This window comes from Roseibaca sp. Y0-43 (genome assembly GCF_020667835.1).
Classification (GTDB): Bacteria; Pseudomonadota; Alphaproteobacteria; order Rhodobacterales; family Rhodobacteraceae; genus Roseinatronobacter.
In genome coordinates, this window is record NZ_JAFMPR010000001.1 from 177,400 (window position 1) to 189,513 (window position 12,114).

9 protein-coding genes are annotated in these 12,114 nt (G+C 61.7%); 8 read left to right on the plus strand and 1 reads right to left on the minus strand.

What is annotated here, in order from left to right; translation table 11 throughout:
- Positions 1–37 precede the first annotated feature (37 nt).
- The 8 genes from J1C52_RS00880 to rpsA all read left to right on the plus strand — a co-directional run bounded on the left by J1C52_RS00880 (position 38) and on the right by rpsA (position 10,069).
- The gene (locus J1C52_RS00880; RefSeq protein ID WP_227426288.1) at positions 38–2,494 is read left to right on the plus strand and encodes a penicillin acylase family protein; all 2,457 of its coding nucleotides are present in this window, start codon (positions 38–40) and stop codon (positions 2,492–2,494) included.
- Between the two features lie 163 nt (positions 2,495–2,657).
- Positions 2,658–3,734, plus strand: a complete 1,077-nt coding sequence (locus J1C52_RS00885; RefSeq protein ID WP_227426028.1) for an OmpP1/FadL family transporter — start codon at positions 2,658–2,660, stop codon at positions 3,732–3,734.
- 141 nt (positions 3,735–3,875) lie between these two features.
- Positions 3,876–4,730: an ATPase gene (locus tag J1C52_RS00890; RefSeq protein WP_227426029.1), complete on the plus strand. Its 855-nt coding sequence runs from the start codon at positions 3,876–3,878 to the stop codon at positions 4,728–4,730.
- A gap of 5 nt (positions 4,731–4,735) precedes the next feature.
- Positions 4,736–5,653, plus strand: coding sequence for a homoserine O-acetyltransferase MetA (gene metA, locus J1C52_RS00895; RefSeq protein ID WP_227426030.1), 918 nt, complete (start codon positions 4,736–4,738; stop codon positions 5,651–5,653).
- The gene (locus J1C52_RS00900; RefSeq protein ID WP_304621943.1) at positions 5,628–6,569 is read left to right on the plus strand and encodes an alpha/beta fold hydrolase; all 942 of its coding nucleotides are present in this window, start codon (positions 5,628–5,630) and stop codon (positions 6,567–6,569) included. The genes metA and J1C52_RS00900 overlap by 26 nt, the downstream gene beginning before the upstream one ends.
- Before the next feature lie 13 nt (positions 6,570–6,582).
- On the plus strand, positions 6,583–7,002 hold the full coding sequence (locus J1C52_RS00905; RefSeq protein WP_227426031.1) for a rhodanese-like domain-containing protein: 420 nt from the start codon (positions 6,583–6,585) through the stop codon (positions 7,000–7,002).
- A 77-nt stretch (positions 7,003–7,079) separates the two neighbouring features.
- On the plus strand, positions 7,080–8,081 hold the full coding sequence (gap, locus tag J1C52_RS00910; protein WP_227426032.1) for a type I glyceraldehyde-3-phosphate dehydrogenase: 1,002 nt from the start codon (positions 7,080–7,082) through the stop codon (positions 8,079–8,081).
- 308 nt (positions 8,082–8,389) lie between these two features.
- Positions 8,390–10,069 (plus strand): 30S ribosomal protein S1, encoded by a 1,680-nt coding sequence (gene rpsA, locus J1C52_RS00915; RefSeq protein WP_227426033.1) that lies wholly within the window; start codon positions 8,390–8,392, stop codon positions 10,067–10,069.
- Positions 10,070–11,271: 1,202 nt separating this feature from the next.
- Here the strand turns inward: rpsA and xth are convergent.
- Positions 11,272–12,081 carry an exodeoxyribonuclease III gene (gene xth, locus J1C52_RS00920; protein WP_227426034.1) on the minus strand — a complete coding sequence of 270 codons (810 nt, stop codon included), beginning with the start codon at positions 12,079–12,081 and terminating at the stop codon, positions 11,272–11,274.
- Positions 12,082–12,114 lie beyond the last annotated feature (33 nt).

Consider the following 12,114-nt stretch of genomic DNA (forward strand, 5'->3'; position numbering starts at 1 on the left):
CGCAACGCCAAAAGTAAAGCTCTGACGCCCCGTGCCAATGTTTACCCTGTTTCGATGGCTGGTCAGGATGTTCCTAGGCCTGGCGCTGATCGCGCTTCTGGCCCTTGTCGGCGTGTATTTCTTCGCCTCGCGGTCCTTGCCCGATTATGACGGGCGGCGCGTGGTCGAGGGTATTTCCGCCCCGGTCGAGATCGTGCGCAACACCCATGCGGTGCCGCATATCTTCGGGGTGCGTGACGCCGATGTGTTCTTCGGGCTGGGCTATGCCCATGCGCAGGACCGCTTCTGGCAGATGCAAATGTCGCGGCGCATGGCCCAGGGTCGCCTGTCGGAAATGTTCGGGCGCTCGACCCTGCGCGTGGACGAGCTGATGCGGCGGCTGGACCTATACACCCTGTCGCGCGATGCGGTGGCGGCACAGGACGCGCCCACGCAGGCGGCGCTGGCCGCCTATGCCGATGGGGTGAATGCGTGGCTGATCGAGGTGAACGAGGGCGCGCAGGGGCGTGGTGCGCCGGAATTCTTCCTGTTCGACGCGGAAATGCCGCTCTGGCAGCCCGCCGACAGCATAGCCATCCTGAAGCTGATGGCAGTGCAGCAGAACACCCAGATCGCCCGCGAGGTTCGGCGTGCGCGCCTGTCGCTTGCGCTGGAGGGGACAGGGCTGAGCGGCGTTCTGCCCGATGTCATGTCGGATAGCGCGGCGATGCTGCCCGATTACGGCCGCATCTTTCCCGGCGTGCCGCGCGGTGTGATCTCTGCGCCAGAGGCCGACCCGTTCGACATGTTGCCGCTGCCGGAACTGCGCACGGCCTCGGCCAGTTTTGCCGCCGCACCCGCCCGCGCGGCCACAGACGGCGCGCTTCTGGCGCATAGCCCGCAAGCGCCGCTTTCAGCCCCGTCCATGATGTATCTGGCCCGGCTGGAGCTGCAAAGCGGCGGCGTGATCGGGGCGACTGTGCCGGGTGTGCCGGTGGTGCTGTCGGGCCGTTCGCCCAATCTGGGCTGGGGCATGGGCGCGGCCTTCGTCGATGACAGCGACCTGTTTCTGGAAGAGTTGAACCCGGCCGACCCCACGCAATACCGCACGCCAGAGGGCTGGGCGACGTTTGAGAGCCGTGGCTCGATCATCCGCATCAAGGACGAAGACCCGGTCACGCTGACCCTGCGCTGGTCGCAGAACGGCCCGGTGCTGTCCGGCGGCCTGTTCGATCTGGCAAGCGTCACCCCGCCGGGCCATGTGGCGACCTTGGGCTGGACGGCGCTCTTGCCCGAGGATCGCTCGATCACCGCCCTGATGGGGTTGATGCGCGCGCAAACGCTGGATGCGGCCATCGCGGCGGGCGCGGATTTCGTGGCACCCGCGCAGAACCTGATGCTGGCAGAGCCGGGGCGCATTGCCATGCAGACCATTGGCCGCCTGCCCCGCCGTAGCGCAGACTCGCTCACCCAAGGCCATATGCCCGCCCCCGGCTGGCAGGCGGAAAACCGGTGGTTGGGCACCCTGCCCTATTCCGCCAATCCCAGCTTTACCGACCCGGAAGCGGGCATCTTGCTGAACACTAATAACCAATTGCTGGACCGCCCCTTCCCGCTGCATGTGGGCCATGACTGGGGCGACAGCCAGCGGATCGAACGTTTGGGTCATCTGGTGCAGGCGCGCAGCGTGCACACGCGCGACAGCTTCATCGAGGCGCAGCTTGACACCGTCAGCCCCGCCGCGCGCGCGCTGCTGCCGCTGGTGGCCGCGAACCTGTGGTTCTCTGGCGATGCCGCGCCAGAGGGCACCCGCGCCCATACCCGCCAGCGCGCCCTGCGGCTGCTGGCCGAGTGGAATGGCGAGATGAACGAGCATCTGCCAGAGCCGCTGATCTACACGGCATGGATGCGGGCCCTGCAAGAGCGGCTGATCCGCGACGAGCTTGGGCCATTGGCCGATGAATTCACCCATATGGACCCGGCTTTCGTGGCGCGCGTGTTCCGCGACCAGCAAGGCGCGGGGGCGTGGTGCGACATCATCCAATCCTCTGTCACGGAAACCTGCGATGACATGGCACTGGTTGCGCTGGATGACGCGCTGCTGCGCCTGTCGGAACGCTTTGGCGACAATCTGGAAAGCTGGCGCTGGGGCGACGCGCATATCGCGCGCCATGACCACCCGGTGCTGCGCGATGCGTCGATGCTGCGCTTTGTCGTGAATATCCGGCAATCCACATCCGGTGGCGATCATACGCTGAACATGGGGCGCGCGGCGGGTTTGGGCGACGAGCCTTTCGCCAATGTCATGGGGCCGGTCTATCGCGGGGTCTATGATTTTGTCGACCCGGAAAGCTCTGTCTTCATCATCTCGACCGGGCAATCGGGGCACCCGCTGTCGCGGCATTATGACGATCTGGGCGACCTGTGGCGGCGCGGCGAATACATCCCGATGACGCTCGACCCCGATCTGGCGCGCGCGGGCACGATCGGTGTCATCACGCTGGTGCCGCAATAGCGGCTTCTGGGACGGTTTGCGTGGCTTTTGGGCAACGTAACGCCACGTTGCACAAGAGTTGACCTAAAGTAAAAAATGACAAGCCCGTGTGGTTGGTGGCATGTGTCAAACAAATGTCACATGACGGTGCGCGGAGGGCGCGCCGGATCTGGGAGGATCACACATGCGGAACGTCATTCTTGCGCTCACGGCCTCTGTCGCGGCGGCCCCTGCCCTTGCGGGCGGCGTCGAGCGCTCGACACAGCCGATTTCCATCCTGTTCGAGGAAGGCCGCTACCTGGAATTCGGCGCAAGCTACGCAAGCCCCAAGGTTGAAGGCGTGACCTCGCCGCTGCTGGGCAGGTTCCCCACCGGCAACATCGCGAACAGCTTCTTCACCGGGTCGATTGGCTACAAGGCCGATTTGGGCGACAACTGGGCCTATGCGATCACGCTGGACCAGCCCATCGGGGCGGATGTGCTTTATCCGGTCGGGTCTGCGCTGACGGGCCTGAGCGGCGAGATCAAGAGCACCGCGCTGACCGCCATGCTGCGCTACAAGTTCGATGGCGGCTTCTCGGCCTATGCCGGTATCCGCTCTGTCTGGACCAGCGGCGCGGTTGCCATTCCGGCGCTGCCGCCGATCATTCCCGCACCCTACACGCTGAGCAGCAACACCGATCAGGCCTTTGGCTACATGCTGGGTGTCGCCTATGAAAAGCCCGAGATCGCGCTGCGCGTGTCGCTGACCTACAACTCGGCGGTGAAGCATGATTTCGACGTGCGCGAAACCTTCGGCGGTGTGCCGCTTCCGGCCACGACCTTCAGCACCAAGATCCCGGAATCGCTGACCCTGGATTTCCGCTCGGGTGTGGCAGAGAACACGCTGGTCTTCGGCTCTGTGCGCTGGGTGCACTGGAAAGACTTCGTGATCCCCGCGCCGGCACTGGGCATCAACATCGTGTCCTACCCGAAGAACTCCATGACCTACACGCTGGGCGTGGGCCGCAAGTTCAACGACACTTGGTCCGGCTCGCTCAGCCTGTCGCATGACACCGGCACCGGCAACCCGACCAGCAACCTTGGCCCGATCGGCAAGCGCAACTCCATCGGTGTGGGCCTGTCCTACACGCGCGACGCCGTGACCATCAGCGGGGGCATCCAGTATTCCCGCATCGGTCAGGCCACCACCACGCTGGGCAGCAATTTCGACGATAACTCGACCATTGGGGCCGGTATCCGCGTCGGTTTCCGTTTCTGAGTGACGTGCGTTTTAGTATCTTCGGCCCCGTCCGCTTTGTGCGGGCGGGGTTTTTTCTTGGGCCTGCGCCCAACGGGTTTGATTGACGCGCGCGCGCCTTGGGTCTAGCTAGGCCACGCCCCCCGCAAGTGGACCTGACCCATGCCCCTGCCCTCTGCCCGCGACTGGACCAACGCCACCGAGCGCCGCGTCATGCTGTTTGGCATGTCGGGCTTGGGCAAGACGCATCTGGCGAAGCTGTTGCGCGAGGGCGGCGACTGGTTCCACTACTCGGTCGATTACCGCATCGGCACGCGCTACATGGGCGAATACATCGCCGACAATTTCAAGCGCGAAGCCATGCGCGTGCCGCTGCTGCGCGAGCTTCTGCTGACGGATTCGGTCTATATCTCGTCGAACATCACCTTTGACAACTTGGCGCCGCTCTCGACCTATCTGGGCAAGCCGGGCGATCCGGACAAAGGCGGGCTGCCCTTCGACGAATACATGCGCCGCCAAGACCAGCACCGCGCCGCCGAAATCGCGGCGCTGCGTGACACCGTGCCCTTTATCGCACGCGCCAAAGAGCTCTACGGCTACCGCAATTTCGTCTGCGACACCGGCGGGTCCATCTGCGAGGTGATCGACCCGTTCGACAAAGGGGATGCGCTGATGACCGAGTTGGCCGACCATGTGCTGCCCGTCTGGATCGAAGGGTCGGACGCCCACACGGCGGAACTGATCCGCCGTTTCGACCGCGCGCCCAAGCCCATGTATTACCAGCCCGATTTCCTGCACGCGGCCTGGGCCGACTACCTGTCGCAAACCGGCCAGCCAGAGGACAAGGTCGATCCCGACGCCTTCGTGCGCTGGACCTATGCCCGCGCGCTTGCGCACCGCGCACCGCGCTACCGCGCCATGGCCGAAACATGGGGCGTGACCGTCACCGCCGAAGAAGTGGCCAAGATCACCGATTGCGATAGTTTCAACACCTTGATTGCGACCAAGCTGGACTAAGACAGATGCCCATCAAACTGCCCGAAACCCTGCCTGCCTTTGACGTGCTCTCGCGCGAAGGGGTGATGGTGATGTCGGACAGCGCAGCCTCGCGGCAAGACATCCGGCCCCTGCGCATCGGTTTGCTGAACCTGATGCCCAAGAAGATCCAGACGGAAAACCAGTTCGCGCGCCTGATCGGGGCCACGCCCTTGCAGATCGAGCTGTCGCTCATCCGCATGACAGAGCACGAAACCAAGACCACTGCCGCCGAGCATATGGAAGAATTCTACCGCCCCTTTGCCGACGTCAAGGACGAGAAATTCGACGGCCTTATCATCACCGGCGCGCCGATCGAGCATCTGGATTACAACGATGTCACCTATTGGGACGAGCTGACAGAGGTGTTCGACTGGACCCAGACGCATGTGCATCACACGTTCGGGGTCTGCTGGGGTGGCATGGCGATGTTGTGGCATTTCCACCGCGTGCAAAAGCACATGCTGGCGGAAAAGGCGTTTGGCTGTTTCCGGCACCGCAACCTCGCCCCCGCCTCGCCCTATCTGCGCGGGTTCTCTGACGATGTACTGATCCCGGTCAGCCGCTGGACGGAACTGCGCCAGCCAGAGGTCGATGCCGTGCCGGGCTTGCAAACCCTGATCGCCTCTGACGAGGTTGGCCCCGCGCTGATCGAAGACCCCGCGCACCGGGCGCTGATGATCCTGAACCATTTCGAGTATGACAGCACCACGTTGAAGGAAGAATACGACCGCGACGTAGAGGCAGGCAAAGCCATCAACGTGCCGCGCAACTATTACCCGGATGACAATCCCGCGCGGATGCCGCTCAATCGCTGGAGAAGCCACGCGCATCTTCTATATGGTAACTGGATCAACCAGATTTACCAGACAACGCCCTATGATATTGACCAGATTGGCCGGTAAGGCCGCCCTTTTCTCGGCATTGGCCGCGACGACCATGGCCTGCGCGCAAGCCGCCGATACGGTCCAGTCCCCGCCCCAAGGCGCCTTCGTGGCGCTTGACGGCGGGCGCGTTCACGCGGTCGTGCAGGGGCAAGGGCCGGATCTGGTGCTGATCCACGGCGCGAATGGCAATGCGCGCGATTTTACCTTCGACTTGGCCGGTCGCATGGCGCAAGAGTTCCGCGTGATCGCGCTGGACCGCCCCGGCTTTGGCCATTCCGACCCGTTCGGCGGCCCGCAAAGCCCGCTTGCACAGGCCTCGATCCTGCGCGACGCGGTGGCGGAACTTGGCGTCGAGCGCCCGATCGTGCTGGGCCATTCCTATGGCGGCGCGGTTGCGATGGCATGGGCCTTGCAAGCACCCGATGACGTGGCGGGTCTGACGCTGCTGGCCCCCGCCGTCTATCCGTGGCCGGGCGAATTGGGGCTGTGGTATCAGCTATCGGCGTCTTGGCTGGGGCAAAACGTGATCCTGCCCCTTGTGGCGGGGCTTGCGCCGCGCGCTGCGGTGCAAAACAGCCTGGAGGGTGTCTTTGCCCCCAACCCGGTGCCAGAGGGCTACATGGACCATCTGGGCTATGACCTGACACTGCGCGCCAGCCAGCTTTCGCTGAACGCGAAGCAGGTCGACAGCCTGAAGGGCTATGTCGAGGCGATGTCGGGCGGCTACCCAGCGCTGGAGATGCCTATCGAGATCGTCCATGGCGACCAAGATACGACCGTGGGCCTGTCCTTTCATTCGCAACGCATGGCGGATACGCTGGACAATGCCAAGCTGACCATCCTGCCCGGCGTGGGCCATATGCCGCATCACGCGCGGCCCGAAGATGTGGCAGATGCGATCCGGCGCACCCATGCGCGCGCCACCGCCAACTGACCCCGGAGAGATCATGCGCCTTGTCATCCTAGCCCTTGTCACGTTTCTTGGCCTTGGCAACCCGGCGTTTGCGCAACAACATTATGTCGCCCAGCCCACGGCGGCAGAGCTGGAGGCGGCGGATGTGCTGCTGGTCGATATTCGCCGCCCCGAGGAGTGGCAGCAGACCGGCGTTCTGCCGAATGCCCATTTGCTGACCTATGAGTATTTCGACACGCCGGAAGCGTTCCTCGAGGCGCTGGCACCCCAGCTTGACGGGCGCCCCGTGGCCCTGATCTGCCGCACCGGCAACCGCACCAACATTGCCGCGCGCGCCTTGGCCGAGCGGTTGGAGCAGCCGGTGATCGACATTCAGGGCGGCATCACGCGGCTGATCCGCGACGGCTACCAGCCCTCTGCCCCCACGCGCGCGCAAGGCTGCGAAACCTGCTGATCCCGCGCCATTCTGCCCGCTTGATTTTCGCAGCGCTTTCATGTTAGCGCAAACGCAACACAATCGGAGGGACTGCCATGACCACACGTCTTGCAATCAACGGCTTTGGCCGGATCGGGCGGCTGGTGCTGCGCGCATTGGTGGAACAGGGCCGCGACGATCTGGAGATCGTGGCGATCAACGACCTTGGCCCGGTCGAGAGCATCGCGCATCTGCTGCGTTTCGACAGCGTTCATGGCCGCTTCCCGACCGAGGTGACGGTGGGCGACGGCACGATCGACGTGGGCCGTGGCCCGATCAAGATCACCGCAGAGCGTGACCCGGCAAACCTGCCTTGGGACGATATCGACATCGTTCTGGAATGCACCGGCATCTTCACCGATGCCGACAAGGCCAAGGTGCATCTGGGCAAGGCTGGCAAGGTGCTGGTTTCGGCCCCGTCGAAAGGGGCCGACAAGACCATCGTTTACGGCGTGAACCATGACAGCCTTACGGCGGGCGACAAGATCGTGTCGAACGGGTCGTGCACCACGAACTGCCTGTCGCCCGTGGCCAAGGTGCTGAATGACGCCGTGGGCATTTCGCGCGGCTTCATGACCACGATCCACAGCTATACGGGCGACCAGCCCACGCTGGATGCCATGCACAAGGACATGTATCGCGCCCGCGCCGCAGCCATGAGCATGATCCCCACCAGCACCGGTGCCGCCAAGGCCGTGGGTCTGGTGCTGCCGGAACTGGCGGGCAAGCTCGATGGCGTGGCCATCCGTGTGCCGACACCCAACGTGTCGGTCGTCGACCTGACATTCGAGGCCGCGCGCGATGTGACCGAAGAAGAGGTGAACGCCGCCGTCGTTGCCGCCGCCAGCAATGGCCCGCTGAAGGGCATCCTTGGCGTGACCGACCAGCCCAATGTGTCGATGGATTTCAACCATGACCCCCGCTCGTCCATCTTCCATCTGGACCAGACCAAGGTTCTGGAAGGGCGTATGGTGCGGGTGCTGTCATGGTATGACAACGAATGGGGCTTCTCGAACCGGATGCTGGATACGGCCGCCGCGATGGCCAAGGCGGGCTAAAGCGGCCTGACGCTCGGACAATGCTACGCCGCGCCCCAAGGGCGCGGCGTTATTCATTGCGCCCCACCCCCGCGGAATACCGCCAAACCCGCCCCAAAACCCTTGCCATGGCGCGCCCAACCGCTTATGGACACGCGCAATCAGGTGGCCCCACGGGCCGCGCATGTGATCCGGACAGGGACGGGTGCTTGCACCGGCCCAGATTTGTGTTTTGTCCAAAACATGTCGGCCAAGCTGCCTGACGACAACCCAAAGACCGGCGGAGTCAACCGTCTGGCCAGCAACATGAACAAAGGAACTTGATCTGAATGTGCGCTAAAGCAACCATGGAAGACTTCGAGACAATGCTCAACGAGAGCCTCGAAATGGACACCCCTGCCGAGGGCAGTGTCGTGACCGGCAAGGTCATCGCAATCGAGGCCGGCCAGGCCATCATCGACGTCGGCTACAAGATGGAAGGCCGTGTCGATCTGAAAGAATTCGCAAATCCGGGTGAAGCCCCCGCCGTCGCCGTCGGCGACGAGGTCGAGGTCTTCCTGGAGCGCGTCGAGAACGCACGCGGGGAAGCCGTTGTCAGCCGTGACAAGGCCCGCCGCGAAGCTGCTTGGGACAAGCTGGAAAAAGCCTACGCAGACGAGGCCCGCGTCGAAGGCGCGATCTTCGGCCGCGTCAAGGGTGGCTTCACCGTCGATCTGGGCGGCGCCGTGGCCTTCCTGCCGGGTAGCCAGGTCGATGTGCGCCCCGTGCGCGATGCCGGCCCGCTGATGGGTCTGAAGCAGCCCTTCCAGATCCTGAAAATGGACCGTCGCCGCGGCAATATCGTCGTGTCGCGCCGCGCCATTCTGGAAGAATCCCGCGCCGAACAGCGCGCCGAGGTCATCTCGCAACTGGCCGAAGGTCAGACCGTGGATGGCGTGGTCAAGAACATCACCGAATACGGTGCGTTCGTCGATCTGGGCGGCGTTGACGGCCTGCTGCACGTCACCGACATGGCATGGCGCCGCGTCAACCACCCGTCCGAAGTCGTCACCATTGGCGAAACGATCAAGGTGCAGGTCATCAAGATCAACAAGGACACGCACCGCATTTCGCTGGGCATCAAGCAGCTGCAAGCCGATCCGTGGGATTCGGTCGAGCGCGATTACCCGCTGGAATCCGTCCACAAGGGCCGCGTGACCAACATCACCGATTACGGCGCCTTCGTCGAACTGGAAGCCGGTGTCGAGGGTCTGGTCCATGTCTCGGAAATGAGCTGGACCAAGAAGAACGTGCACCCCGGCAAGATCGTCTCCACCTCTCAGGAAGTGGAAGTCATGGTGCTGGAAATCGACAGCGCCAAGCGCCGCGTGTCGCTGGGCCTGAAGCAGACCCTGCGCAACCCGTGGGAGCAGTTCGCCGAGAAGCACCCGACCGGCACCCAGATCGAGGGCGAGGTCAAGAACATCACCGAATTCGGTCTGTTCGTGGGTCTGGAAGGCGATATCGACGGCATGGTGCACCTGTCCGACCTGAGCTGGGACCAGCGCGGCGAAGACGCGATCCAGGAATACCGCAAGGGCGATATCGTTCAGGCGGTGGTCTCCGAGGTCGATGTCGAGAAGGAACGCATCTCGCTGTCCATCAAGGCACTGGCCAATGACAACTTCTCTGAAGCTGTCGAAGGCGTGAAGCGCGGCTCTGTCGTGACCTGCGAAGTCACCTCGATCGAGGATGGCGGCATCGAGGTCGTCTATAACGACATGAAAGCCTTCATCCGCCGCTCGGACCTGGCCCGCGACCGTGCCGACCAGCGCCCGGAACGCTTCCAGGTGGGCGACAAAGTCGACGCGCGTGTGACGAGCGTAGACGCCAAGACCCGCCGTCTGGGCCTGTCGATCAAGGCGCGCGAGATCGCGGAAGAGAAAGAGGCCGTGGAACAGTTCGGGTCGTCCGACGCAGGCGCAAGCCTCGGCGACATCCTGGGCGCCGCGCTCAAGGACCGCGACTGATCTTTTGCGGATCGGTTAGGGAAAGCGAGAGGCCGCAGCGGATGCTGCGGCCTTTTTGTCTGGAGAGAGGAATCAGATAATGGAATACGGCAAGATCGAACAGGAAGCTGCTGTCCGGGCCTTTCTGACCTTCGTCACACATGTCGCCTCATCATTTTCACCACCTCGGCATTCGCAACAGGGGTTAAACGCGACTCAGCCGCATACTGAGCGGACGCCGGAGTCCCGAAAAACAGACACTTTAAAATCTGAATTCGCTTGAAAACTCGCATGCTGAAATTATTTTCGACATCGGTTCAAAATATATATTGAGTATAAAGTGGATAAAATCCTATAATTATAGCAACAAGATAATCAAGTCATGAACACAGATAGTTGGGCCCGTGAAGAATCCGAATCACCGTGAATTATCGCACTGGACCGATGAAGAATCCTTTAAAAAAATAATCTCAAGCAGCAGGATCATTGGATTTACGGAAGGTCGGGTGTACCTGACAAAGCAGCAAAATCCACCATGTTCTCTGTCAGGAAAACAGTACCGGATCATCTTGAAAGGTTTTCATTGCGCTAATCGGCACCCAGTGTTTTGCCCTCCAAGCTGGTGGGCGCTAACAAAGCGTAGGCAGTGGGTGACCAAGCTCTCGACAAATATTGTCTGGAAGCCGCAAAAACTCGTCAGGAAGAGTGATTGCATCGCGATTGTTTCCGATGCACAGATTGAACATCAAGTTGGGTTCGCAAAAAAGTGTGGAATCGTCCGCTTCTACGGTCGATGGGTTTTTATCGACCTAGGACTAATTTTGGTCCTGCTCACTTTGTCCTTTATACCTTGTTCAATCCAATGTACATGCTTGTTATTTCTTTGCATTATCGTTTTCATATTTTTTTGGTTCTTCATGCAAAATTTTGTGAATAAAAAAATATCTAACCAATATAAATAATTTTGTGCCAAAAAATCCGCAGGTTTTTACTAATATGCTCCAAGCGAGGTTTTCTATTCAATCTATTTCCACAAATAGAGTTTTCTATCCGAAGTGAGATTAATTCGATCTGGGTCCATAGCTTTAACTCTAATCATTGAGATTTCCGGAAGCTAAATGCTAACGTCTCAACTATATTCGTCACGGCACTTCTTATCATGCTGGAAAGCCAAGAAATGAAATCTGATAGTTTTGGCTATATTATCCATTCATCGGAACCCCTCACACCCCCATCTCCGCCCAGATCGGCACATGGTCGGAGGGCTTCTCTTCTCCCCGCACCGCGCGGTCTATGCCGCACTCGACCAGCCAGTCGGCGGCATAGGGGCATAGCAGGATGTGGTCGATGCGGATGCCGTCATTGCGGTCCCATGCGCCTGCTTGGTAGTCCCAGAAGGTGTAGCTTTCCGGCGCCTGCGTGCGGGCGCGCAAAGCGTCGGTCAGGCCTAGGTTCAGGATCGCGCGGAACGCCTCTCGTGACGGCAGGCGGTAGAGCGCGTCAGTCTCCCACGCCTTGGGCCGTGCCGCGTCCTCTGCCTGCGGGATGATGTTGTAATCGCCCAGCATGACGAAGGGGGTTTCCGTGGCCAGCAAAGCCTCTGCCCGCGCGCGCAGGCGCTCCATCCATGCCAGTTTATAGGCGTATTTGCCCCCCGGCACTGGTGCGCCCGCGTCGTCCAATTCCACCGGGTTGCCGTTGGGGAGGTATAGGCCACAGACGCGCAGGCTATGCTGCGGCCCCTCGACCGTTACCTCTATATAGCGGGCCTGCACATCGTAATCGTCGCCAGGCAAGCCGCGCGAGACATCGCGTAGCGGCAGACGGCTCGCAATCGCCACCCCGTTGAAGCCCTTTTGCCCGTGGGTTTCCAGATGGTAGCCGCGTTCCTCGAATATCTCGCGCGGAAATGCCTCATCGACCGACTTGATTTCCTGCATGACCAGCACATCGGGCTTGGCCGCGTCCAGCCAGCGGGTCAGCGCCGGGCCGCGCGCCTTGATACCGTTGATGTTGAAGCTGACCAGTTTCATGCGCACCCCCTGATGTGTTGGGGGGCATGATTG

What these genes read in the sequence shown, in the direction of transcription:
- J1C52_RS00880 (WP_227426288.1), top strand. Translation starts at nt 38, where the DNA reads ATGTTTACCCTGTTTCGATGGCTGGTCAGGATGTTCCTAGGCCTGGCG.
- J1C52_RS00885 (WP_227426028.1), top strand. Translation starts at nt 2,658, where the DNA reads ATGCGGAACGTCATTCTTGCGCTCACGGCCTCTGTCGCGGCGGCCCCT.
- J1C52_RS00890 (WP_227426029.1), top strand. Translation starts at nt 3,876, where the DNA reads ATGCCCCTGCCCTCTGCCCGCGACTGGACCAACGCCACCGAGCGCCGC.
- metA (WP_227426030.1), top strand. Translation starts at nt 4,736, where the DNA reads ATGCCCATCAAACTGCCCGAAACCCTGCCTGCCTTTGACGTGCTCTCG.
- J1C52_RS00900 (WP_304621943.1), top strand. Translation starts at nt 5,628, where the DNA reads ATGATATTGACCAGATTGGCCGGTAAGGCCGCCCTTTTCTCGGCATTG.
- J1C52_RS00905 (WP_227426031.1), top strand. Translation starts at nt 6,583, where the DNA reads ATGCGCCTTGTCATCCTAGCCCTTGTCACGTTTCTTGGCCTTGGCAAC.
- gap (WP_227426032.1), top strand. Translation starts at nt 7,080, where the DNA reads ATGACCACACGTCTTGCAATCAACGGCTTTGGCCGGATCGGGCGGCTG.
- rpsA (WP_227426033.1), top strand. Translation starts at nt 8,390, where the DNA reads ATGTGCGCTAAAGCAACCATGGAAGACTTCGAGACAATGCTCAACGAG.
- xth (WP_227426034.1), bottom strand. Translation starts at nt 12,081, where the DNA reads ATGAAACTGGTCAGCTTCAACATCAACGGTATCAAGGCGCGCGGCCCG.